Origin of the sequence: Mesorhizobium sp. M7A.F.Ca.US.010.02.1.1, assembly GCF_004023085.1 — a bacterium.
Taxonomy (GTDB): Bacteria; Pseudomonadota; Alphaproteobacteria; order Rhizobiales; family Rhizobiaceae; genus Mesorhizobium.
In genome coordinates this window covers 1-24,349 of the sequence record NZ_RZRV01000013.1, presented here as the reverse complement: position 1 = coordinate 24,349, position 24,349 = coordinate 1, and the positions used below count along the sequence as shown (strand labels likewise).

Annotated in this window: 23 protein-coding genes; 8 read left to right on the top strand and 15 right to left on the bottom strand. The window is 64.1% G+C overall.

Annotated elements, in window-relative coordinates; genetic code table 11:
• Window positions 1-61: 61 nt before the first annotated feature.
• The 6 genes from ggt (at window position 62) to EOA19_RS15970 (ending at window position 6,405) form a co-directional block, all read left to right on the top strand.
• A complete protein-coding gene (gene ggt / locus EOA19_RS16000; protein WP_128304156.1) occupies window positions 62-1,648 on the top strand; it encodes a gamma-glutamyltransferase in 1,587 nt (528 codons plus the stop codon).
• A 317-nt stretch (window positions 1,649-1,965) separates the two neighbouring features.
• The gene (locus EOA19_RS15990; RefSeq protein WP_128304155.1) at window positions 1,966-3,492 is read left to right on the top strand and encodes an acyl--CoA ligase; all 1,527 of its coding nucleotides are present in this window, start codon (window positions 1,966-1,968) and stop codon (window positions 3,490-3,492) included.
• Between the two features lie 2 nt (window positions 3,493-3,494).
• Complete coding sequence (locus EOA19_RS15985) at window positions 3,495-4,475, top strand: 2-dehydropantoate 2-reductase (protein ID WP_128304154.1); 981 nt, start codon at window positions 3,495-3,497, stop codon at window positions 4,473-4,475.
• A 93-nt stretch (window positions 4,476-4,568) separates the two neighbouring features.
• Window positions 4,569-4,952, top strand: coding sequence for a VOC family protein (locus EOA19_RS15980; RefSeq protein ID WP_128304153.1), 384 nt, complete (start codon window positions 4,569-4,571; stop codon window positions 4,950-4,952).
• Window positions 4,953-5,056: 104 nt separating this feature from the next.
• Window positions 5,057-5,287, top strand: a complete 231-nt coding sequence (locus EOA19_RS15975) for a hypothetical protein (protein ID WP_023810809.1) — start codon at window positions 5,057-5,059, stop codon at window positions 5,285-5,287.
• A gap of 131 nt (window positions 5,288-5,418) precedes the next feature.
• Window positions 5,419-6,405 carry a methyltransferase gene (locus EOA19_RS15970; RefSeq protein WP_128304152.1) on the top strand — a complete coding sequence of 329 codons (987 nt, stop codon included), beginning with the start codon at window positions 5,419-5,421 and terminating at the stop codon, window positions 6,403-6,405.
• Window position 6,406: 1 nt separating this feature from the next.
• Here the strand turns inward: EOA19_RS15970 and EOA19_RS15965 are convergent, their stop codons facing one another.
• The 15 genes from EOA19_RS15965 to EOA19_RS15890 form a co-directional block, all read right to left on the bottom strand.
• On the bottom strand, window positions 6,407-7,465 hold the full coding sequence (locus EOA19_RS15965; protein WP_128304151.1) for an aminopeptidase: 1,059 nt from the start codon (window positions 7,463-7,465) through the stop codon (window positions 6,407-6,409).
• A 174-nt stretch (window positions 7,466-7,639) separates the two neighbouring features.
• On the bottom strand, window positions 7,640-8,611 hold the full coding sequence (locus EOA19_RS15960) for a branched-chain amino acid ABC transporter permease (protein WP_023810812.1): 972 nt from the start codon (window positions 8,609-8,611) through the stop codon (window positions 7,640-7,642).
• 1 nt (window position 8,612) lies between these two features.
• Window positions 8,613-9,500 carry a branched-chain amino acid ABC transporter permease gene (locus tag EOA19_RS15955; RefSeq protein ID WP_023810813.1) on the bottom strand — a complete coding sequence of 296 codons (888 nt, stop codon included), beginning with the start codon at window positions 9,498-9,500 and terminating at the stop codon, window positions 8,613-8,615.
• Window positions 9,501-9,507: 7 nt separating this feature from the next.
• Window positions 9,508-10,218: an ABC transporter ATP-binding protein gene (locus tag EOA19_RS15950; RefSeq protein ID WP_023810814.1), complete on the bottom strand. Its 711-nt coding sequence runs from the start codon at window positions 10,216-10,218 to the stop codon at window positions 9,508-9,510.
• Window positions 10,211-10,990, bottom strand: coding sequence for an ABC transporter ATP-binding protein (locus tag EOA19_RS15945; protein WP_023810815.1), 780 nt, complete (start codon window positions 10,988-10,990; stop codon window positions 10,211-10,213). Before EOA19_RS15945 ends, EOA19_RS15950 begins: the two co-directional genes overlap by 8 nt.
• Before the next feature lie 12 nt (window positions 10,991-11,002).
• Window positions 11,003-12,211 (bottom strand): ABC transporter substrate-binding protein, encoded by a 1,209-nt coding sequence (locus tag EOA19_RS15940; protein WP_128304150.1) that lies wholly within the window; start codon window positions 12,209-12,211, stop codon window positions 11,003-11,005.
• Between the two features lie 209 nt (window positions 12,212-12,420).
• Complete coding sequence (locus EOA19_RS15935; protein WP_023810818.1) at window positions 12,421-14,187, bottom strand: ABC transporter ATP-binding protein; 1,767 nt, start codon at window positions 14,185-14,187, stop codon at window positions 12,421-12,423.
• A gap of 208 nt (window positions 14,188-14,395) precedes the next feature.
• Entirely contained in the window at window positions 14,396-15,340 is a 945-nt protein-coding gene (locus EOA19_RS15925; RefSeq protein ID WP_023810819.1) for an acetamidase/formamidase family protein, read from the bottom strand.
• On the bottom strand, window positions 15,330-16,973 hold the full coding sequence (locus EOA19_RS15920) for an ABC transporter substrate-binding protein (RefSeq protein ID WP_128304149.1): 1,644 nt from the start codon (window positions 16,971-16,973) through the stop codon (window positions 15,330-15,332). Before EOA19_RS15920 ends, EOA19_RS15925 begins: the two co-directional genes overlap by 11 nt.
• Window positions 16,974-17,007: 34 nt before the next feature.
• Window positions 17,008-17,928, bottom strand: a complete 921-nt coding sequence (locus EOA19_RS15915) for an ABC transporter permease (protein WP_023810821.1) — start codon at window positions 17,926-17,928, stop codon at window positions 17,008-17,010.
• Entirely contained in the window at window positions 17,925-18,791 is an 867-nt protein-coding gene (locus EOA19_RS15910; RefSeq protein ID WP_196815320.1) for an ABC transporter permease, read from the bottom strand. The genes EOA19_RS15915 and EOA19_RS15910 overlap by 4 nt, the downstream gene beginning before the upstream one ends.
• Window positions 18,792-18,810: 19 nt before the next feature.
• Window positions 18,811-19,428, bottom strand: a complete 618-nt coding sequence (locus tag EOA19_RS15905) for an ANTAR domain-containing protein (RefSeq protein WP_023810823.1) — start codon at window positions 19,426-19,428, stop codon at window positions 18,811-18,813.
• A complete protein-coding gene (locus EOA19_RS15900; RefSeq protein ID WP_128304148.1) occupies window positions 19,425-20,519 on the bottom strand; it encodes a transporter substrate-binding protein in 1,095 nt (364 codons plus the stop codon). The genes EOA19_RS15905 and EOA19_RS15900 overlap by 4 nt, the downstream gene beginning before the upstream one ends.
• A 152-nt stretch (window positions 20,520-20,671) precedes the next feature.
• Window positions 20,672-21,079 (bottom strand): hypothetical protein, encoded by a 408-nt coding sequence (locus tag EOA19_RS15895; protein WP_245273201.1) that lies wholly within the window; start codon window positions 21,077-21,079, stop codon window positions 20,672-20,674.
• Between the two features lie 253 nt (window positions 21,080-21,332).
• On the bottom strand, window positions 21,333-22,202 hold the full coding sequence (locus EOA19_RS15890; RefSeq protein WP_023810826.1) for a helix-turn-helix domain-containing protein: 870 nt from the start codon (window positions 22,200-22,202) through the stop codon (window positions 21,333-21,335).
• 92 nt (window positions 22,203-22,294) lie between these two features.
• Between EOA19_RS15890 and EOA19_RS15885 the strand changes: the two genes are divergently transcribed.
• Both EOA19_RS15885 and EOA19_RS15880 read left to right on the top strand, forming a co-directional pair.
• On the top strand, window positions 22,295-23,839 hold the full coding sequence (locus EOA19_RS15885; protein ID WP_023810827.1) for a 4-hydroxyphenylacetate 3-hydroxylase N-terminal domain-containing protein: 1,545 nt from the start codon (window positions 22,295-22,297) through the stop codon (window positions 23,837-23,839).
• A gap of 6 nt (window positions 23,840-23,845) precedes the next feature.
• Window positions 23,846-24,349: flavin reductase (locus EOA19_RS15880; protein ID WP_128304147.1), on the top strand; the 504-nt coding region annotated here is incomplete at its 3' end.

Below are 24,349 nucleotides of genomic sequence, written 5' to 3'. Positions count from 1 at the left end.
CACCAGACGAATTCGCAGAAGTGACCAATTTGCAGACGTGACCAGGGGATATCCAGACAGAATGCGTGATTTCCAGTTTCCAGGCCGCTCGCCGGTTCGTGCCACGCAGGCGGTCGCCGCGACGTCGCATCCGCTTGCAACGCTCGCGGCCATCGAGATGCTGCGCTCCGGCGGCAATGCCATGGATGCCGCCGTCTGCGCCGCCGCCGTGCAGGGCGTCGTCGAGCCGCAATCGACGGGCATCGGCGGCGACTGCTTCGTCATCTATAGCCCGGCAGGGCAAGGCAATGTGCTGGCCTTCAATGGTTCAGGCCGAGCGCCAGCCAAGGCGACGGTCGACTGGTATCGCGAAAAAGGCTTCGACCGCATCCCGCTGCAGGGACCGCACGCGGTCACCGTGCCGGGCGCCGTCGATGCCTGGAGCCGCCTGCTCGAAGACCATGGCCGCAAGGGCCTTGCCGAGGTGCTGGCGCCGGCCATCCATTATGCCGAAAACGGCTATGTCGTGCATGATCGCGTCGCCTTCGACTGGGCCGAGCCGGAGACCGATCTGTCGACCGACGAGCACGCCGCGCGCATCTTCCTGCCCGGCGGCAAGGCACCGAAGGCGGGTGACATCCACAGGCAGCCGGAACTGGCGGCGACGTTGCGCATCATCGCCAAACACGGCCGGGCCGGTTTCTACGAAGGCGCTGTCGCCGACGATATGGTTAGCCGGCTCAACGAATTGGGCGGACTTCATTCGGCCGAGGATTTCGCCGCGACCCGAGGCGATTATGTGGCGCCGGTCAGCACCTCCTATGGCGGCCATGAGATCCACCAGATGCCACCAAACAATCAGGGGCTGACGGCGCTTTTGATGCTCAATTTGCTGTCGGGCTTCGAGCTTGGCGGACTCGACCCCAATGGCGCCGAGCGCCTGCATCTGGAGATCGAGGCCGGGCGCCTGGCCTATCGCGACCGCGACCGCTATCTCGGCGACCAGGACCATGTCCCTGTGCCGATCAGAGAGCTCCTGTCCGGCGCCTATGCCGACCGGCTGCGCGCCGAGATCGACCGCGACCGCGCCATGACGCATCTGCCGCGCGTGGAATTGCCCGGCAGCGACACGGTCTACATCTCCATCGTCGACCGCGACCGCAACGCTGTCTCCTTCATCAACTCGACGTACTATTCGTTCGGCAGCGGCGTCGTCGGCCCGAAGACCGGTATCGTGCTGCAGAACCGCGGTTCCAGCTTCCGCCTTGAGCCTGCGCATCCGAACGCGATCGCGCCGGGCAAGCGGCCGATGCACACGATCATGCCGGGCATGGCGACGAAGAACGGCCGCGTTGTGATGCCGTTCGGCGTCATGGGCGGCGGCTACCAGCCGTTCGGGCATGTCCATCTGCTGACCAACATGATCGATTTCGGCATGGATCCGCAGCAGGCGCTGGATGCGCCGAGGGTGTTCTACAATGACGATACGGTGGAGGCCGAGCGTGGCGTTCCCAGCGAAGCGATCGAGGGCCTGCGCCGGCGTGGCCATCGCATAGCCGAGCCGCATCATCCGCTGGGCGGCGGACAGGTGGTGCTGATCGACTGGGAGAAGGGGACGCTGACCGGCGCCTCCGATCCGCGCAAGGATGGTTTGGCGCTTGGATATTGAGGCGATCGGCACGGCCTTGCGACACGGAGAAGGCGGCAGTTGCCAGCGAGCGTTGGCGCCGCCCCTCATTGCCCTGCCGGGCATTTCTCCCCGTATAGTGACGGGGAGAAAGACGCTTTCATCGAGGGTTTCGCCAATCGCCAGCGTTGCAAGAAACGTCCAGGAGGGTGCGGCTCCCCCTTCTCCCGTCCCTATACAGGGAGAAGGCGCCGGCAGGCGGATGAGGGGCGGCGCTAACGTCGACAATTGGTCCGAAGCGACTATCTTGGGCCGAAATCGCATGCAAGACTTCTACACTTGAAACATAGCCGGTGATCATGACCCAAACCGAAACCCACGCAGACCTCTCCCGCCGTCTCGCCGCCGGCGCCGATGATGCTCCGGCGATTTCGGCACCCGACAGGGCGACGCTCACCCATGGCGGATTGCGCCACCTGATTGCCGACACGGCAAAACAGCTGCACGCGCGCGGCATCGGCCGGGGCGACAGGGTGGCGATCATGCTGCCGAACGGGCCCGAAATGGCCACCGCCTTCGTCGCCGTGGCGGCCGCCGCCTCGACGGCGCCACTCAATCCCGCCTACCGGGCAGACGAGTTCGATTTCTACCTGTCCGACATCGGCGCCAAGGCGATCCTCGTTGCGGAGGGCGAGACCGGCCCGGCGGTGACGGTGGCCGAGCGCCTCGGCATCGGCGTGCTGCGGCTTGTCGTGCAGCCGGACACACCTGCCGGCAGCTTCCAAATCGAGGGTGCGGCGATCGGAGCGCCGGCAGCGCCTGATATGGCGCAGGACGGTGACATCGCGCTGTTGCTGCACACTTCGGGCACGACGTCGCGGCCAAAACTGGTGCCGCTCAGCCATGCCAACATCGCAGCCTCGGCTGCCCATATCGGCGGCACGCTTGGCCTGACGGCCGATGACCGCTGCCTCAACATCATGCCGCTGTTCCACATTCACGGCCTGATCGCGGCCGTGCTGTCGTCACTGGCTGCCGGTGGCAGCATCTATTGCACGCCCGGCTTCAACGCGCTGCGCTTCTTCCAGTGGCTGAGCGAGGCGCAGCCGAGCTGGTACACGGCGGTGCCGACCATGCATCAGGCAATCCTGCCCCGGGCGGCACGCAACACCGAGGCGCTGGCGGCGGCGCGTCTTCGCTTCATCCGCTCGTCCTCGGCGTCGCTGCCGGCGCAGGTGATGACTGAGCTGGAAGCGACCTTCGGCTGTCCGGTGATCGAATCCTACGGGATGACCGAGGCGGCGCACCAGATGGCGTCGAACCGGCTGCCGCCGGGCCAGCGCAAGCCGGGCAGCGTCGGCGCCTCCGCCGGTCCGGACGTGGCTGTCATGGCGCCTGACGGTCGGCTGCTTAATGCCGGCGAGACCGGCGAGATCGTCATTCGCGGGCCCAATGTGACTGTTGGCTACGAGAAGAACCCGGATGCCAACGCCACCGCCTTCGCGCATGACTGGTTCCACACCGGCGACCAGGGCGTGCTCGACGAAGACGGCTATCTCAGGGTTACCGGACGGCTCAAGGAGATCATCAACCGCGGCGGCGAAAAGATCTCGCCGCTCGAGGTCGACGATGTGCTGATGGACCATCCGGCGGTGGCGCAGGTCGTCACCTTCGCCATGCCGCATGACAAGCTTGGCGAGGAGGTGGCCGCGGCGGTTGTGCTGCGTGAAGGCATCAGCGCCACCGAGGGTGACATCCGCACCTATGCCGCAACGCGGCTTGCCGACTTCAAGGTGCCGCGCAAGATCCTGATCCTGGACGAGATCCCCAAGGGCGCGACCGGCAAATTGCAGCGCATCGGCCTTGCCGCCAAACTCGGGCTTTGACGATGAAGATCACCATCTTCGGCGCCGGTGCGATCGGCGGCTATCTCGCGGCCAAGCTTGCCATGACTGGGCGGACCGATCTTTCGATCGTCGCGCGCGGGGCGCATCTGGAAGCGATCAAGGCAGACGGCCTGCGCCTGATCGAGGATGGCCAGGAGATTTCGGTCCCCGTCCGGGCCGCCGCCAAAGCCGACGAGCTTGGCGCGCAGGATTACGTCGTGCTGGCGCTGAAGGCCCATTCGCTCTCGCCAGCCCTTGACCAGATCGCGCCGCTGCTCGGGGACCACACATCAGTCGTCACCATGCAGAACGGCGTGCCCTGGTGGTATTTCCACGGCGTCGGCGGGCCGCTGGAAGGCACCAGGCTGAACGCGGTCGACCCCGGCGGCGCGATCTGGCAGCGGATCGGGCCGGAGCGGGTCATCGGCTCGGTCGTCTATCCCGCCGTCGAAGTCAATGCGCCGGGCCTCATCCGCCATGTCGAGGGCAAACGGTTTTCGCTCGGCGAACCCTCCGGCGAGCGCAGCGGACGGGTCACGCTTCTGGCCGAGGAGATGGTCAAGGCCGGCCTGCAGGCGCCGGTGCGTGACGACATCCGCAGCGAGATCTGGGTGAAGCTGTGGGGCAATCTCTCCTTCAACCCGATCTCGGCGTTGACCGGCAGCACGCTGGCCGCGATTGTCGCCGACGATGGCACCCGCGCGCTCGCCCGCACCATGATGCTGGAAGCGCAGGCGATCGGCGAAAGCCTCGGCGTGCGTTTTCCCATAGCGGTCGACCGGCGCATCAAGGGCGCCGGCGATGTCGGCGAACACAAGACCTCGATGCTGCAGGACCTGGAGCGCGGCCGGCCGATGGAGATCGACGCGCTGGTGAGCGCGGTGCAGGAACTTGGCCGGCTAACGGACAAGCCGACCCCGACCATCGATGCCGTGCTGGCGCTGGTGCGGCGGCTGGCGGTGGAACGCGGGTGTTATGGGTGAGATTGAGCGACGGCATAAATCAGAGCCGCGGCGCGCGACGATCCAGGACTTGAAGCACCTTGGCCTCATATCCCCTTGACTGGAGTTAGCAGCATGCTGAACGCCATTCACCACGTCGCGCTCATCTGCACCGACTATGACCGGTCGCGACGGTTCTACGTCGAACTCCTCGGCCTCGATCTGATCCGGGAGGTTTATCGGGAGGAGCGGCAGTCATGGAAGGCGGATCTGCGGATCGGGTCGGCCCAACTGGAATTGTTCTCCTTCCCTGCACCGGCGATGCGGCCATCCCACCCAGAGGCTACAGGCCTGAGACATCTGGCATTTGCTGTGGCTAATCTTGAGCCCGTAATTATCCGCCTGGAAGCCGCAGGCGTTGCCTTTGAGCCAATCCGGATCGACCCATACACAGACCAACGGTTTACTTTTTTCAGAGATCCGGATGGATTGCCGCTGGAACTTTACGAAGCCCCATAAGGAACGGTTCGCTTTCGCGGCGGGCGCTGTGTACTGACGGTCTCGGTATCGGCGGACCGCGAATCTGTGCTAAGCGCCGCCCAACCAACCAAAGGACGACACCAATGAGCGAACTGACCGTGGCCGAGGCGACCGAGAGCATCTATGCCTCGCTCCGGGCGGACAATGCCGACATCGACGCACATATCGCGACGCTTAAGGCGGCGCTGACGCGGGAGGGGATAAAACAGGCGGTGTTCGATCCGACCAAACTGGCGCAGAACAACCGCTCGGGCCGCAAGTTGATGCAGGCTTATTTTCGGCAGCGCGGCGTGAGCGTGAAGTTCTCAGACTAGAGCCGCGCGCGCTCCCAACCGCACCACTGGGAGTTCTCGGCCGGTCCGTCGCCATCCGGACGTCGGGACTGTAAGTTCTAGTCCATGGGAGTTGTTTCAAGGCCGATCCTGGATCGCGGAGGGGATGTGACATGGTGGATTCTGACCGGATCGACAAGCTGATCGCAGCGGTGCCCCCCGCCTTGGCGCTTCGCGCCGGATTGGACCTTGGCATCTTCACCCGGCTCGGTGAAAGCGCGCTGACTGCTGACAGCCTCGGGGCCACGCTCAAAGTCGAACCCGATCGTCTGTCGCGGCTCCTCTACGCGCTCGCCAGCATCGGCCTCCTTGAAGTCAAGGATGGTGAATTTCGCAACGGAGCCGAAGCGTCGGCCTTCCTCGATGCGTCCAAGCCAAGCTATCGCGGCGGCGATCATGCGCTCCTGCGCGAGCTCTGGGGAGCCGACCTACTAACCGCCGAGTCGCTGCGGCAGAACCGGCCGGCTGCGCTGCACGACTTTTCCGAAGCGGGACCTGAGGCCGCGGCGGCCTTCAGCCGCATGCTCGCACCGGGTGGGGTGATTTTCGGCCGACATCTGGCCCAGGAGATGGACCTCTCGGCGGTCGGTTCGGTGATCGACATCGGCGGGGGTGCCGGGACCATACTGGTCGGGCTTCGCGAGCGGTGGCCGCACATTGCGGCGACGCTGATGGAACTGCCGACGGTCTCAGCGGTCGCGCCAGCCATCCTGTCGGAATACGGTGCCGACGACGTGGTTGTCGAAGAGGGGGACATAACCGTCGCGCCATCGGTCGGTCGGCACGATCTGGCGATCCTGAAGGCCGTCGTCCAGGTGCTTCCGCCGGACCAGGCGCGCAGTTCGATCCTGAACGCGGCGCGTTGCCTTACACATGGCGGCGAGATCGCAATTGCCGGGTGGGGTGTCGTCGATGACGACCGCCTCGGCCCGCCAGAGGGTGTCTTTCTCAATCTCACCTTCCTGAACCTCTATCGCCACGGCGAATCGTACACTGAGGGTCAGTATCGCGCGTGGATGACCGAGGCCGGATTCCGGGATATCTCCAGGTCGCGCCTGACGGACGGCTGCACGTTGTTTCGTGGACGCCTCACGGGCTGACTCAATAACAGCGATCTGCCGCGGCAAGTGCTTCGACGCGGTGAGCTTCGTCCAGTGCGCCAATCCGCCGGACCGATGCATAGAACCTGACATAGTCGCCCGAGCACAAGTCGAACAGGCGCAGAAACGCGGTCACCCGATCGCTATAAACGGACGTCGCGGCGAGCTTCGCGTTGTTGATCGGGGAGGCGAACCAGGCATCGTATCCCCGGTATCGGCCCCAGCGTCTGTCGCGCATGTGCCGGTAGCGCATCCGCAGCCGTTCAATAGCGGCCGTCTTTGCGGCCAGTTTTTGCTCCGAGGTGCCGGCGTTGGAATAGACTTGCGCCAACTCGTCCCGGGTCCGCGACACCAGCGCAAGAAATTCAGCCTTGCGTCTCCGGGCGGCTTCGTAACGGCGCAATGCGGCGGTATCGCCAGTCATGCGCAACCATTTTCTCACGCCGGTTGTTTCGACGGCGACAGCGAACGCCTCGTTGAATGCGGAATCGTCGTGCACGTAGACGCGCTGGTGGGCGAGTTCATGGAAAATCAGCCCTGCAAGATAGGTTTTATCCTCGCCGAACATCGTGCTTAGCAGCGGGTCACTTGACCAGCCGAGCGTGGAATATGCAGTGATGCCCGTCACATAGACGTCCATGCCCTGTTCTTGAAGTTCGACAGCGGTTTCAGTCGCGGACTTCCTGGAGAAATACCCCCGGTAGGGAACACAGCCGAAAACAGGAAAACACCATGTTCGCGGCGTCAGCGAAAATGCCGGCGCGGCGAAGACAGCCCATGTCACCGAGTCCCGACCAATGTCGACATAGCTGCGGTAGCTGTTGTTGTCGGGCAGCGCCAGTTCATCCGTTGCGAACTGTCGTATAGCGCTCGCCGATGCCATTCGGGCGCGCAACGCCTTCGGCGTCGAAGGATCCTCGATCAGTTTTCCGACATCCTGGCGTGCGGTCATGATCTGCAGATGACCCTTCATGGATTGCGCGTAGTAGGAAATGCTGGTGCAGCCGGTCACGCCGGACACCACGGTCATAACCGCAACCAATCGAAAGAATGCACGCATCACGATTTGTCCACAGCAGTGCTCACCCGTTCCGATGGGGTCGCGATTGCCCCAGGTCGCAAGCAGTCGCCTCGATTGATCGAGGTCTATAGTTTTCTGAAGAATCCGGACAGGTGCTCATTGTGGTGACGCATGTCACCACGCGCAAACCGCGTCCCACCAACCTGCAGCTGATCAGTCCTTTCCCGCCCGCCCGAAAATCCGCGCGTAAAATTCGCCGACGATGCCGCGCCGGAAGATCAGCACGCACACCATGAAGATCAGGCCGGTGGCGATGGTCACCGGAAAGCCGGAAGTGGCAAGCGTGTTTTCCAGGCCGATGACAAGGCTGGCGCCGATGATCGGCCCGACCATCGTACCGATGCCGCCGAGAAGCGTCATCAGGATCACCTCGCCCGACATCTGCCAGGTGACGTCGGTGAGCGTGGCGAACTGGAAGACGATCGCCTTGAGCGAGCCGGCCAGCCCGGCCAGCGCCGCCGACATGACGAAGGCGCCGAGCTTGTAGTTGGCGACGGAATAGCCCAGCGAAATGGCGCGATTCTCGTTTTCCCGGATCGAGCGCAGGATCATGCCGAATGGCGAATTGACGATGCGCCAGATGGCGAAGACGCCGATCAGGAACACCGCCAGCACGAAATAATACATGTTCAGCGAGACGTTCAGGTCGAGGACGCCTAGCAGCATGCCGCGCGGTATGCCCTGAATGCCGTCCTCGCCTTGCGTGAACGGCGCTTGCACGCAGAAGAAGAAGAACATCTGCGACAGTGCCAGCGTGATCATGGCGAAATAGATGCCTTGCCGGCGAATGGCGAAGAAGCCCATGACGAGGCCGAGCAAGGCCGCACCCGCCATGCCGAGCAGAATGCCGGCTTCCGGCGGCCAGCCCCAGACCTTGACGGCATGCGCGGTGAAGTAGGCGGCGCCGCCAAAGAAGGTTGCGTGGCCGAATGACAGCAGCCCGGTGTAACCAAGCAGAAGATTGAACCCGCAGGCAAACAGCGCGAAGCACAGCATCTTCATCAGGAAGATCGGATAGACCAGGAAAGGCGCCACCAGCAGCGCCAGGATGCCGAGCCCGACCAGCGTCCATTCAAGCCGTGCCGAGGTTTTGGCCGATGTCTCGCGAAGCGTCAGTTCCGACATGTCAGGCGTCCCTTCCGAACAGGCCGGCCGGCCGGACCAGAAGCACAATCGCCATGATGACGAAGACCACGAGGTTGGAGGCCTCGGGGTAGAAGACCTTGGTCAGGCCTTCGGCAAGGCCAAGCATGTAGCCGGTGACGATGGCGCCAAGGATCGATCCCATGCCGCCGACCACGACGACGGCGAAGACGACGATGATGAGATCCGACCCCATAAGCGGGCTCACCTGATAGATCGGCGCTGCCAGAATCCCGGCAAGCCCGGCCAGCGCGGAGCCGAGGCCGTAGGTCAGGGTCAGCAGCAAGGGCACGTTGACGCCGAAAGCCTGGACGAGGCGGGGATTCTCCGTCGCGGCGCGCAGGTAGGAACCGAGCCTGGTCTTCTCGATCAGCGCCCAGGTTCCGAAGCAGACGATCAGCGAGGCGACGACGACCCAGCCGCGATAGTTGGGCAGGAACATGAAGCCGAGATTGGTGCCTCCCGAAAGCAGCGGCGGCACGGCGTAGGGGTTTCCCGAGACGCCGTAATAGTAGCGGAAGATGCCTTCGAGCACGAGCGCGAGGCCGAAGGTGAAGAGCAGGCCGTAGAGCGGATCGAGATCGTACAGTCTCGACAGCGCAAGGCGCTCGACCACGATGCCGAAGGCACCGACGATCAGCGGCGCAAGGATCAAGGCGGGCCAGTAGCCGATGCCGAGATAGGTGAGAAGCAGATAACCGACGAAGGCGCCGAGCATATATTGGGCGCCATGGGCGAAATTGATGACCCGCAGCAGGCCGAATATGACAGCCAGGCCCAGGCTCAGCATGGCGTAGAACGAGCCGTTGATCAGGCCGACCAGCAACTGGCCGAGGAAAGCCTGAACGGGGATGCCGAAGATCATCGTCATGGCGCCATCATACACCCAGGACTTCGTGGAGCTGCGTCATGCGGTCCGGCAGCTCGCCGACCGGAAACCCCGCCACCACCTTGCCGTGCTCCATCAGATAGAAACGATCGGCGACACGGCTGGCGAAGCGGAAGTTCTGCTCCACCAGTAGGATCGTCATGCCGCGCTTTTTCAACGTCGCCAGCAACGCGCCAATGCGCTGCACGATGACGGGGGCCAAACCCTCCGTCGGCTCGTCGAGAAGCAGCATTTTCACACCGGTTCTCAACATGCGCGCGATCGCCAGCATCTGCTGTTCGCCGCCCGACAGCCTCGTGCCTGGACTGTTGCGCCGCTCCTTCAGATTGGGGAACAGGTCGAAAATCTCCTCGACGCTCATGCCGCCCTGCGCGACGACCGGCGGCAGAACCAGGTTCTCGTCGACGGTCAGCGTCGCGAAGATACCGCGCTCCTCCGGCACGAAGCCGATGCCTTGATGCGCGGTCCGGTGCAGCGGCAGCCGCATCAGATCCTGGCCGTCGAAAGCGATCCGGCCGGTTCGCTTGCGGATCAGCCCCATGATGGCGCGCAGCGTCGTCGTCTTGCCGACGCCGTTGCGGCCGAGCAGCGTGACCGTCTCGCCGGCAAACACCTCCAGATCGACGCCGTGCAACGCATGGCCCTCGCCATACCAGGCGTTGAGGCCGCTGACTGCAAGCAGAGGTGCGGCACTAGTCATCGGCGGTGCCCATATAGGCGATCTTGACGCGCTCGTCGCGGCTGACGGTGGCGTAGTCGCCGGCGGCCAGCACCTCGCCGCGCTGCATGACCGTTATCCAGTCGCAAAGGTCGGCCACGACGGTCAGATTGTGCTCGACCATCAGCACGGCGCGATCCCTGGCCACCGAACGGATGAGGCTGGAAACCGTGGCCACGTCCTCATGCCCCATGCCGGCCATCGGCTCGTCCAGCAGCAGCACTTTCGGATCGAGCGCCAGGGTCGTAGCGATCTCGAGCACGCGTTTCCTGCCATAGGAAAGGTCGCCGGCGAGCCTGTTCCTGGCGTCGTCGAGACCGACCGAGCGCAGCAATTCCTCGGCGCGCGGCGTCAGCCGGTCGAGCGCCGCCAGCGAGCGCCAGAACTGAACGCTGAGCCCGCCCGGCCGCTGCAGCGCGACGCGCACATTGTCGAGCACGCTGAGGTGCGGAAAAATCGCCGATATCTGGAACGAGCGCACCAGGCCCATCCGCGCGACCCTGGCCGGCGAGGTGCGGGTGATGTCGTGGCCGAGCAGCTCGATCCTGCCGCTGGTCGGCGCCAGGAACTTGGTGAGCAGGTTGAAGACGGTCGTCTTGCCGGCGCCGTTGGGTCCGATCAGGGCATGGATGTTGCCATGGCGGACATCGAGATCGACGTTTTTGACGGCGATGAAGCCGGCAAAGTCGCGCCGCAACCCGCGGGCGGAAAGCACCACAGGCGGCTCGTTCGCGCTCAGGTCAGTCGGCGCCATCGGCCGCGCCGATCACTGGCCGGCCGTCGGACAGCCGCTTTCCTTTTCGCTAAGGAAGGCCTCGTTGCCAGGAATGGTGGCGAGATATTTGTAGTAGTCCCACTCCTGGGTGCTCTCGGCTGGCGACTTGACCTGATAGAGGTACATGTCATGGACCATGTTGCCGTCCGCCTGCACTTTGCCGTTGGTTATCGCGGCGTCGTCCACGGGCATCGAATGCAGTTGCTTGGCGACCGCTTCGGTCTCGTCCGTGCCGGCCTTGTCGATCGCTTTCAGGTACTGCGTCACCGCCGAATAGGTCGAGGCCTGGATCATGTTCGGCATGCGGTTGGTGCGCTTGAAAAAGCGCTGCCCGAATTCGCGGCTCTTGTCGTCGCGATCCCAATAATAGCCTTCGGTCAGCACAACGCCCTGCGCCGCTTGAAGGCCAAGCCCATGCACCTCGGCCAGCGTGAACAGGAGTGCGGCAAGACGCTGACCGCCCTGCACGATGCCGAATTCGGCCGCTTGCTTGATCGAGTTGGAGGTATCGAGGCCGGCATTGGCCAGGCCGATGACCTTGGCGCCGGACGATTGCGCCTGCAGCAGGAAGGACGAATAATCGGTCGATCCCAGGGGATAACGCACCTCGCCCAGCACCTTGCCGCCATGGCTCTCGACGAACTTGGTGGTCTGATCCTTCAGCGAATAGCCGAATGCATAGTCGACGGTGACGAAGAACCAGCTGTCGCCGCCCTGCTGCACGAGAGAGCCGCCGGTTCCCACCGCCTGCGAATGTGTGTCATAGGCCCAGTGAAAGCCGTAAGGCGAGCATTGTTTGCCGGTCAGCTCCGTGGTCGCCGCGCCGGTGACGATGTCGATCTTCTTCTTTTCCTTGGAAATCCCCTGGACGGCGAGCGCCACCGAAGAGGTCGTCAGTTCCATGATGGCATCGACCTGCTCGGTGTCGTACCACTGCCGCGCGATGTTGGAGGCGATATCCGGTTTGTTCTGGTGGTCGGCGCTGATGATTTCTATCGGCGCTCCCTGCACCTTGCCGCCGAAATCCTCGACCGCCATCTTGGCCGCCTCGACCGACCACTTGCCGCCGAAATCGGCATAGACGCCCGACTGGTCGTTGAGGATGCCGATCTTGACCTTGCCGTCGGAAATGTCGGCGGCCGAGGCGGGGATCGCGGATGCGGCGAGAAGTGCCGCGGAAACGAAAAGGCTTACCTTCATGGTTGACTTCCTCCCATAGCGATGAATCCGACCGACCCTCCTACGATCGATCATCGCAATGGTATTGAACATGAGGAAGATAGGGACAGAGGGCAAGAGGCCGTCCCGGATTTCGTGTTCGAAGCGATGCGCTTTGGGGACAGAATGCCGGCGTTGAGCCCGAGATAGAAACACAAACACGTGAACCGCGACCCGCGGCGGTACTTGCCTCAGCCCTCGGCGGCGACGAGGTGGCCGTTGCCGACATCCCTCAGCGCCAGTTTCAACGGCGCCTCGCCGATCCTGCGGGTGGCGCTCGGGATCTCCTGGTCGAGGCGGGCGAAGCGGCTTCGCCGCTTAGCCGGATCGGGCACGGGCACGGCTTCGATCAGCCGCCTGGTGTAGGGATGACGCGGGTTGGAAAAGACCTGGTCGCGCGTGCCCATCTCGACGATCTGGCCGAGATACATGACGGCGACGCGGTCGGAGATGTTCTCGACCACAGCCATGTCATGCGAGATGAAGAGATAGGCGACGCCGAATTCGCGCTGCAATTCCTTCAACAGATCGAGCACGCGCGCCTGCACCGAGACGTCGAGCGCCGAGACGCTTTCGTCGGCGATGATCAGCTTCGGCCGCAGCGCAAGGGCACGCGCAATACAGACGCGCTGGCGCTGGCCGCCGGAGAATTCATGCGGATAGAGTTCCATCTGATCGGCCGACAGGCCGACGCGCTCGAACAGCGCGGCCACACGGTCGCTGCGCTCTTGCTTCGAGGCGATGCCATGGATCAGCAGCGGCTCGGCGACGAGTTCGCCGACGCGCATGCGCGGGTCGAGCGAGGCGTAGGGATCCTGAAAAATCATCTGCACGTCGCGGCGCACCGCCTTACGCTCGTCGCGGCCAAGGCCAGACAAATTGCGGCCGCCGATGACGACGCCTCCGCTGTAGGGCACCAGTCCGGCCAGCGCCTTGGCGGTGGTCGACTTGCCGCAACCGGATTCGCCGACCAGCGCCAGCGTCTCGTTGGCCGCGATCGAAAAGCTAACGCCTTCGACGGCGTGAACGCGCCGGTTGACCCGACCGAAGAAACCGCCATGCAGGTCGAAGCGGACATGCAGGTCCTTGACCTCGGCGACATTGGCCGATGCCGTCGTCGCCTCGGCCTCCCTGGATGTCTGTCGGCCGACGCCGCTGCCGATGCGCGGTACGGCGGCAAGCAGTTCGCGCGTGTAGTCGGCTTGTGGCCTGGAAAAAATGTCGGCGGTTTTCCCCTCTTCGACCATGCGGCCATGCCGCATGATGATGACGCGGTCGGCCATCTCTGCGACCACGCCCATGTCGTGGGTGATCAGGATGACGCTGGTGCCGTGCTGGCGCTGCAGGTCGCGCAGCAGCTCCAGCACCTCGCCTTGCACGGTGACGTCAAGTGCCGTCGTCGGCTCGTCGGCGATCAGCACGTCCGGCTCGAGCGCCAGCGCCATGGCGATCATCACCCGCTGGCGCATGCCGCCGGACAGTTCGTGCGGAAACTGCTTCAGCCGGCTTTCGGCTTCCGAAATGCGCACCGCTTTCAGAGCCTCGATGGCGCGCTGGCGGACTTCGCCCTGCGACAGGCTGGTGTGTGCCTCGATGGATTCGGTGAGCTGCCGGCCGATCGACAGCACCGGGTTGAGCGAGGTCATCGGCTCCTGGAAGATCATGGCGATGCGGTCGCCGCGGATGCGCCGCATCCGGCGCTCGTCCAGAGTCGTCAGATCTGTATCGCCCAGATGGACTTTGCCGGATGAAATCCGGGCGGCAGGCTGCGGCAGAAGCTGCATGATCGCCAGTGCGGTCATCGATTTGCCGGAGCCGGATTCACCGGCAATGCAGAGCGTCTCGCCACGCGCCAAAGTCAGCGACAGGTCGGAGACGACCTCGCGCTCGCCGTCCTCACCGCGCACGCTGACGCAGAGGTTGGCGATGTCGAGTATGGGTTTGCTGGCGGCGATCATTGCGCGTGTGACCCGGAGGGGGATTTACTCCGGCACACCCCCCTCTGTCCTGCCGGACATCTCCCCCGCAAGGGGGGAGATTGGCGGCCTTGCCGCGGCGTCCATTCGTCACCGTTGAAAAGTGGCGAAGCCCGTCGTGACATCCGATCTCCCCCCTTGCGGGGGAGATGTCCGGCAGGACAGAGGGGGGTGCAGCGCCGGCCCAACCTCATTCAAACACGCAGCGCGGGAAGTAGAACGACACCACCCAGTTCGGCATGTCGACGATCTCGCTGATGCGGAGATCGCCGCAGACCGAGGCCAGCATGTAGGCCTCGACGGGGTCTATTCTGTAGCGGGTGGAAAGCAGGTCGACCATCTGGGCAACCGCCTCCTTTGCACCCGTCATCAGGTCCGGCCCAACTCCCGTCGTCACCTCATAGCCCTTGGCGTCGAGATGGCGCGTCACCGGGCCTGGCGTGGTGAAGCGCGGCGTCTTCAGCCTGGCGTCCTTGACCAGATCGAGCTTGAGCACGACGTTCATCGGGCTTTCGATCGCCGTGCCGCAGACCTCGCCATCACCTTGCGCGGCATGGGTGTCGCCGACCGAAAACAGCGCGCCCGCCACTTCCACCGGCAGGTACAGCGTGGTGCCGGCGGCGAGATCGCGGATGTCGAGATTGCCGCCGACGCGTCTTGGCGGGACCACCGAGTGGTGACCCTTTTCCGCCAGGGCGTTGCCGATGGTGCCGGCGAAGGGTTTCAGCGGCACCCTCGCATTTTTGCCGAACAGCGCCGGCTCGAGCGAGGCAGCGTCGTACTTCCAGATGTTCAGCGCCGGCTCCTTGAAGTCGTCGGCGAGCAGCCCGAAGCCCGGAATGTTGGCCGTCCAGCCGAAGCCGGACGGTTTGAACATCTCGATCGTCACCTTCAGTGCGTCACCCGGCTCGGCGCCCTCGACGAAGATCGGCCCGGTCACCGGATTGACGGTGGCGAAGTCGAGCTTGGCGACGTCGGCGACCGTGCTGTCGGCCTGCAACTGGCCACCGGAGGAATCGAGGCACTGGAACTCGATGGTCGAGCCGGGCGCCACCCGCTCGGCCGGGGCAAACGAATTGTCCCAGCCGAAATGATGTTGGCGCCCGTGGATGGTGTAGTCGCAGTTATTGCACATCTTTTACGTACACATTGTCGTAGTTGATCGGGATATGGACCGGGTCGACATAGAGGTTGTCGGCGCCGCCCATGCGCGCCGATTTCATGGTGAAGCGCTGCTCGTTGAAGACCGGCGCCCAAGGCGCGTCCTCCATCACCTTGTCGTAGATGGCGCTCCACATCTTGTCGCGTTCGCCAGCCTTGGCGGGATCGACCACCGAGTCGGCCTCGGCCGCCTTGGCGTCGAGATCCTTGTTGCAATACCACGACCAGTTCCAGCCGCCCGGCACCGCACCGGCGCAGCCGAGGATCGGGCCGTAGAAGTTCGACGGATCGGGGAAATCGGCGATCCAGGCCATGCCGCCGGACCAGATCATCGGTGCGCCGGCCTTGTCGCCGCCGGCGGCAATGACGTTTGCCTGGGCGAGCGACTGGATGCTGGCCTTGATGCCGATGGCCGCCAGGTCCTGCTGGATCGCCTGGGCGATGCGCGGGTTGGGATCGGTGTTCATGGCGAACAATTGCGTCTCGAAACCATCGGGATGGCCGGCCTCGGCAAGCAGGGCCTTGGCCTTGGCGACGTCATAGGGATAGCCCTTGTATTCCTTGTCGTAGCCCGGCATCGACGGCGGCAGCGGCTGATTGGCCGGCACGGCGCGGCCGTTGATGATCTGGATCACGCGCGCCTTGTTGATCGCCATGTTGACCGCCTGGCGCACCTTCACATTATCGAACGGCGCCATGGTGGTGTTCATGGTGACATAGCCGGTGTGCAGCTGGCCGCCTTCGACGACGCGCGCCTTCTGCTCGGGATCAGCCATCACCTCCTGGAATTTTGCCGGCGGAATGCCGTCGCCGGGCACGTCGATCTCGCCCTTCTGCAGGCGCAGCAGCGCAACGATCGGCTCCTGGCCGATCTCGAAGGTGATCTTGTCCAGATGCGGCAGGCCCTTGTGCCAATAGTCCGCATTGCGCTCGAAGACGATGCGCTGGCCGAGTGTCCACTCGGCGAGCTTGAAGGCGCCGGTGCCGACCGGATGCTTGCCGAAATCGGCGCCGTATTTCTCGACCTCTTCCTTCGGCACGACATGCGAGAAGTTGATGGCCATGACATGCAGGAAGGTTGCGTCGGGGCGGGTCAGTTCGAACTTGACCGTGTAGGGGTCGACGACGGTGACGCCGGAGAGGCTCTCGGCCTTGCCGGCGGCGACATCGTCATAGCCCTTGATCGAGCCGAAAAAGCCGGCGCCGGGGCTCTGGGTCTTTGGATTGGTGACGCGGTCGAGCGAATATTTCACGTCGTCGGCGGTCATTTCGCGGCCATTGTGAAATTTCACGCCATGGCGCAGCTTGAAGGTGAAGGTCTTGCCGTCGGGCGAGATCTCGTAGCTTTCGGCGAGGTCGGGTTTCAAATTGGTGGTGCCCGGCTCGTAGTCCATCAGCCCGTCGAACAGGCTCTTGATCATCGACCAGTTCTGCCAGTCATAACCGATCGCCGGATCGAGCGTGGCGACATCGTCCTTGTAGGTGATGGTGATGGCGCCGCCCTGCTTGGCGTTCGGGTCGACGGCGTCTTCGGCGCGAACACTTGTCATGCCGAGCATCAGCGCCAGCGCCGATACCGCTACCGTGGATGCGAGAAACTTTTTCATTTTTATGTTCCCTTTCTCTATCTGGTTTTCATTTTCATCTGAGCTTGATGCGGGGGTCGATGAAGGGCGCGATGACGTCGGCCAGCAGATTACCGAGCACGATGGCGAAGGCCGAGATCAGGGTGACGCCCATGATGATCGGGATGTCCACGCGCTGGATGGCCTGCCACGCCAGCTGGCCGATGCCAGGCCAGCCGAACACGCTTTCGACGACGACAATGCCACCCATGAAGATGCCGATGTCGATGCCGATCATGGCGATGACCGGCAGGATGGCGTTGGGCAGTGCATGGCGGAACAGGATGGCTCGCCGCGCCAGGCCCTTGGCGCGGGCGGTGCGGACATAATCCTGGCGCAGAACATCGATCATCGACGAGCGCATCATGCGGGCGTACCAGCCGGCGCCGAGTATGCCCATGGTCAGCGACGGCAGCACGAGATGACGCCAGGTGCCATAGCCGCCGATCGGGAACCAGCTGAGCCGCACGGCAAAGACGTAGAGCAGCAGCAGGCCGACGACGAATTGCGGCGCCGAAACGCCGACGAAGGAGGCGACCATCAGCGTCTGGTCGGTGGCGGTACCGCGCTTGACGGCAGCGATCAGGCCCATGCTCAGGCCGAGCAGCAGCTCGCACAGGATGGCGCCGACCATCAGCAACAAGCTGGCCGGCAGCCGTGAGACGATCAGCTCGGTGACTTCGGAGCGCTGGATGTAGGAGCGGCCGAGATCGCCGCTGATGAGCTTCGTGAGATAGCGCCAGTACTGGACGATGAAGGGCTGGTCGAGGCCGAGCTGCTGGCGGATGTTCTCGACCGTCTGCGGCGTGGCGCTGCGACCGGCGATCTGGCGCACCGGATCGGCGGGCAGGAGATAGAGCAGCGCGAAAGTGATCAGCGAGACGCCGAGCAGGATCAGCAGCGACTGGATCAGGCGGCGGCCGAGATAGGCGATCATGCCCGGCCCCTCTGTGTCGGATCGAGGATGTCGCGCAGTGCGTCGCCGATCAGGTTGAAGGCCAGCGCCAGCGCCAGGATCGCGGCACCGGGGAAGAACACCAGCCAGGGTGCGGCCTGGAAATAGGTCTGGTTCTCGAAGATGATGTTGCCCCACGACGCCGTCGGCGGCTGCACGCCGATGCCGAGGAAGGAGAGTGTCGCCTCGAGCAGCACCGTGGTCGAGATGCCGAGCGTGCCCCAGACGATGATGGTCGGCAGCAGATGCGGCAGGATATGGCGAAACAGGATGCGCGGTGCACTCGCCCCAATGGTGCGTTCGGCGTCGATGAATTCGCGCTCGGCCAGCGAAGAGGTTTCGGTGTAGATGACGCGGGCGGTCTGCACCCAGTTGACCAGCGCGATGACCATGGCGACGATCCACAGGCTGGGCTCGAACACCGCCGCCAGGCAAATGGCGAGCAGCAGTGCCGGAAACGCCATCATCAAATCGGTGAAGCGCATCAGCGCGCTGCCGATCCAGCCACGGAAATAGCCGGCGACAACACCGACCAGCGTGCCGATGAACAGCGCCACGCCATTGGCGACGATGCCGATGATCAGCGAGGTGCGGGCGCCGTAGAGGATGCGGGTCAACAGGTCACGGCCGAGCAGGTCGGTGCCCAGCCAGAATTTTGCATCCGGCGGCAAGGGCGAGCCCTCGATGGTCAGGCCGTCGAACATCTGCTCGTTGGGATCATAGCCAGTCAGCCATGGCGCCAGCACGGCGCCGGCAACGACAATGGCGACGATCATCAGCCCAAGCAGTGCGAGACGGCGCCTGACCAGCCGGCGCCAGACGCCGGCGCGTGGTTTGACCGGCATGCGCCCTGGCGCGGTGAGATCAGGCGCGATGGGACTGGTCATCGCCGCCTTCTTCCCCTGTTGCTTCTTCACTTGTCATTGCCACGATCCGCCGCGCGGCATCCTCGACGCTGATCTGCCAGCTCATAGCCAGCGAGCGAAGCTGCGCATAGGCGCGGCCGTCATCGGTGCCTTTCGCCAGTGCGGTGACCGCGCGCACGATCGTCTGGCGCTCGGCGACGCGCTGGCGAAGCGAGGCAATCTCACTGGCCAGGTGTTTTCGCGCCTCGAAACTCTGGCGCGCGATCAGCAACGCGCTGTAGACGCCGGCATTGCCGACCGGCTTCAGGAGCTGGGCATCGGCCTTGTGCGACAGCGCCCATTCGATGCGGCCCGGCGCCTCGGAGCCGATCAGCGCCACCAGCGGCATCGGCGCCTCGCCCGGCTTCCAGGGGAACTGCTCGTCGAAACCGAGATCGGCGTCGAAGAACACGAAATCGGCCGCCAGCGCCTCGGGCGGCAGTTCCGGCCAGCAATCCAGCGTGATCAGGCCGATGGCCGACAATTGCCTGGTGATCGCCTGCACAGTCGGATGCGGGCGATGCAGGATAAACGCCTTGGCGCCGCCGAGATTGGGGATGCGTGGGGCTCTCGTCACGACACCACCCTCAGGCGTGGGCGGCCGAATGTTTTTGCCGGGTCGTAGCGCGACAGATAGGGATCCGGCGTGACTTCGTCTTCGCGGCTGACGACCTCGAAGAAGCCGTCCGCGATCCGCCCGATGATCACCGGCAATGTGGCGTGCTGCGAGTGCGCGTCGATGGCGATCGGCCCGAGCCGGGTGGAGAAGCGGCGTTCTGCGAAGGCTCTGGAAAATTCCGCCGGACCGGCTTCGGGATTGCTGGAGAGCACGTCGGCCATCACCTGCACGGAGGCATAGGCGGAGGCCTCGAAAGACGAGGCGAAGGCGGCCGGCCGCGGCGCGAAGTACGGCCCGACCGATAGATGTCCCTTGCCGGATTCACCGATCGCCGGCAGCTCACCTTCGGTGAGGTTGCAGGAGATGACGGGACAAGTCTCGGGACTGAAGGCGGCATCCTCGTGACCTAGGTCGCGATAGGCCGCGAGGAAGGCGTAGGACGAGGTGCCGATCAGGTTGTTGAGGATGAAGTTCGGCCGCGTGGCGCGGATTTCCGCGATCAGACGCGACACGTCGGTCTCGCCGATGCGCAGATAGCGTTCGCCCAGAACCTTGCCGCCGGCATCGGCGATCAGGTCGCGGGCGACGCGGTTCATCTCCCAGCCCCAGATATAGTTCGAGCCAAGCAGGAAACCGTTGGCGCCGAAACGCGGCACGACATGCGCCATCAACGGCACCAGATGCTGGTTGGGGCAGGCGTGCATGTAGACGACGTGCTCGTTGGCCTCGAAGCCCTCATAGGGGCAGGCGTACCACAGCATGCCGCCCGCCTTCTCGAGCACCGGAATGGTTTCCTTGCGGCTCCACGAGGTGACGCACCCGACGACATGGCGCGCGCTGCTGGTCCTGAAAATATCCTCGCACAGCGTTGCGTAGCGGTCGGCATTGCTTTGCGGATCGCGCTCGACCGGCACCAGTTCGATACCTGAGCTGCGATCGGCGTTGATGTCGGCGATGGCGCGCATGGCGCCGATGCGGCACGCATCGGAGACGAGCTGATAGCTCCCCGAGCGGGAATATAGGATGCCGATCTCGATACGCCGTTTCAAACAGATCCCCAAAATGACAATGCCTCGCAGCCAGCGCCGGGAGGGCGAGGCATACGAGGCATTCTTGCCGCCCGGCGATCAGAGCCGGTATTTTGCGCTAGCGTATTCTGTCCGGCGGGTCAGTCAAGCCCTCAACGATATTTGCGTGACCGTCATCGCCGTTTCGCTGCCACTGGCCTCTGACCGTGTTGACGCGCATAGGTCACGCAGGCGTCCACCGTGCTGACACAAAGCGCGTCGCGCCTGTTCGGCATATTGTTGTCGCCGGCGTAGGCAACTTCGGCGACGCGACCGTCGACCATGCGAATTTGCGTATCGCAATAACCGCCGGGAGCGACATTGACGGAGCCACCGACCGCCGGGATCGCGCCCAATGCCATGGTTGGGACGACGATGCTGAGATTGCCGCGCTGAACGACGCGCTTATAGGACCAGATCTGGCCCGATCGGCCGGCGTCCGCGGTGGCGGTCGGAAACCCCGCGCACATGCGGACGTCGGCTTCGCTGAGGCCGACCATCTCCTTGCGAGCCGCCGCCGCGGTGGGGTCAACCTTGGCCACGCGCGACGTATCGTCGGGAACGACGCAGGAAGACTGGATGCCAACGAAGAGAATAGGAAGGGCAAGCTTTTGAATGCAGGAAAATATCATGCCGACCGTCAGATTGGTCCGATGTCAGATTTGCGTGGCACCCGCCGCTCCTTTCTACCTAGGCAGGCAGGCGAAGGGATCAACCCGTTCAGCTTCACGAAAAAGTGGCTGTGGCTGCAAGCATCGAGGATTGCGCGTCACGGGGTCTGCATTTCACGCAGGATCAATGGCCCTGCAAGTGCTTCCGGCGCCAGGCGGCGGGCGCTTCGCCGACTCGCGCGCGAAAGAACCGTGAAAAATACGCCGGGTCGTCGAAGCCGATCTCGTAGGCGATGTCCTCCACCGTGCGTACGGTGAACAGCAGCAGGCGCTTGGCCTCCAGCAGCCGCCTTTCGCTGACGACCCGCTTGACGCCGGCGCCCAGAACCGCATGGGCAGCCTTGTCGAGAAGATGCGGCGTGGTGGCCAGCGCCTCGACGTAGCGATCGACCGGCCAGTTGTCGCGGAAATGCGTGTCGGCGAGCCGACGCAGGCCCCGCGCCAGCGAAGCATCGGAAGAGGCGGCGGAGGCGGTCACGCCGGGGCTGAGGCGCGCAATGTGGGAGAGTGCGACGGCGATCAGCGCCGGCAGGACCCTGTCATTGCCGGCTTGCGCCTCGGCATATTCGGCGGCGATCATCTCCAGCACCGCCGCCAGTCTCGCCCACGCTGCGTGTCGTGGCAGACCGTCGGCAAAGACCGGCCTGTCCAGCGGCAGCAGGCTGTGAGCGGCGATGGCCGCGAGCGCGCCGTCGGCGACCGAGACGACGATGGCATCGGTGCCGGGTCCGATCGAGAAGCCATGCACGACAGCGCTCGGCACGAAGCTGACGGCAGGCGCCGAAAAGTCCCAGGATCGGTCTTCGATACGGTAGGTGCCGGAGCCGCTGGTCCAGTAGGTGATCTGGCCCATCTGCGGATGCTTGTGCGCCGCAACCTGACCAAGATGGATATTGCTGCGCGCAAGCACCGTCTCGACATGCAGGAAACCGACATCGAGCGGCCGCACAGGCTCGCCATAGACGAAGAAGTCGGGGATGGAATTCTGGCTCATGGCGCCTGAAAAAGTCCAATCGGTTTTGCCGTTCCGTCCATAACCGATGCATGCCCAAGGCGCTAGTGTTGCGACTCAAGAGGAGGACCATCATGCGATCAGAAGACTTCCGCGCCGACAAGGCACGGCCGTTCACCGGGGCCGAGTATCTGGAGAGCCTGCGCGACGGCCGCGAGGTCTATATCAATGGCGAACGCATTGCCGATGTCACCACGCACCCGTCGATGCGCAATTCGGCGCGGTCGCTGGCGCGCCTCTACGATGCGCTGCATGATCCCCTGCGACGGGACACGCTGACTTCGCCGACCGACACCGGCTCGGGCGGCTACACCCACAAATATTTCCGCGTCGCCAAATCCTCTGGCGAACTCGCCGCCCAGCAGACGGCGATCGCCGAGTGGTCACGCATGTCCTATGGCTGGATGGGGCGCACGCCCGACTACAAGGCGGCGCTGATGAATACGCTCGGCGCCAACGCAGACTGGTACGGGCCGTTCAGGGACAATGCCCTGTCCTGGCACAGGCGTGCCCAGGAAGCCGTGCTGTTCATGAACCATGCCATCGTCAACCCGCCGATTGACCGCCACAAGCCGGCCGAACAGGTGAAGGACGTCTTCGTCCACATCACCAAGGAGACGGATGCCGGCATCTACGTCTCCGGCGCCAAGGTGGTGGCGACGTCCTCGGCGCTGACGCACTATAACTTCCTGGCGCAGGGATCGGCGACGGTCACCGAGGATCCGTCGCTGTCGGTGATGTTCATCGTGCCGATGAATGCGCCGGGGATAAAGATGTTCTGCCGCGTCTCCTACGAGCAGACGGCCAACACGGTGGCGGCGCCGTTCGACTATCCGCTGTCGTCACGCTTCGACGAGAACGACGCGATCCTGGTGCTCGACAATGTCTTCATCCCCTGGGAGGACGTGCTGGTGCTGCGCGATGCGCAGAAGATCCTGTCTTTCCACCCGGCGTCCGGCTTCATGCATGGCTACTGCTTCCAGGGCTGCACGCGTTTCGCCGTCAAGCTCGATTTCCTCGCCGGCCTGCTGGCCAAGGCGCTGCGCGCCACGGGCGGCGATGCTTTCCGCGGCAACCAGGCGGCATTGGGCGAGGTCATTGCACTGCGGCACATGTTCTGGAGCTTTTCCAACGCCATGGCCTACAACCCGATCCCGTGGGCGAATGGTGCGGTGCTGCCCAATCTGGAAGCCGCGCTCGCCTACCGCACCTTCATGTCGGAAGCCTATCCGCGCGTCATCGACACCGTGCGCCGGGTGATCGCGTCCGGGCTGATCTACCTGCCGTCGTCGGTGCGCGACTTCAACAACCCCGAGATCGACAAGTATCTGGCGCAATATGTGCGCGGCTCCAACGACATGGGCCACATCGAGCGCATCAAGATCATGAAGCTTTTGTGGGACGCGACCGGCACCGAGTTCGGCGGCCGTCACGCGCTCTACGAGCTCAACTATGCCGGCGCGCCGGAAGAGGTGCGGCTGCAGGTGCTGAAAGGAGCTGAACGCGGCGGGCGGCTGAAGGCGATGGAAGAGCTCGTCGACACCTGCATGGCCGACTATGACGAGAATGGCTGGACGGGCGATACCTGGTTCAATCCGCTTGTCTCAACGGCCGAGTGAAACCAGATGGCCACGCAGATTTCGAAAACCGATTTCCGCGACGCCATGGCGAGGGTCTGCGCGCCGGTCAACATCGTCACCACCGATGGCCCGGCAGGGCGCGGCGGCTTCACCGCCACCGCCATGTGCAGCGTCTCCGACGAGCCGCCGACGCTGCTGGTGTGCATGAACGGGCGCTCGACGCAGGCCGCCATGTTCCTGTCCAACCAGCGCTTCTGCGTCAACGTGCTGACGCATGACCACATGCATCTGGCGGGAAAGTTCGCCGGCGCGACCAGGGACATGGAGGCACGCTACGCCTCGGCGCGCTGGCAGACGCTGACCTCCGGCACGCCGGCACTCTCGGATGCGATCGTCAATTTCGATTGCGAGATCGAGACTGTGCATGTCGTCGGCACGCACAATGTCATGATCGGCCGCGTCATCGATGTCCGGCACGGCAGCGGCGGTTCGGCCCTGCTCTATGTCGACCGCAACTACACGCAGCCGACGCGGCTTTGCAGCTTTGGC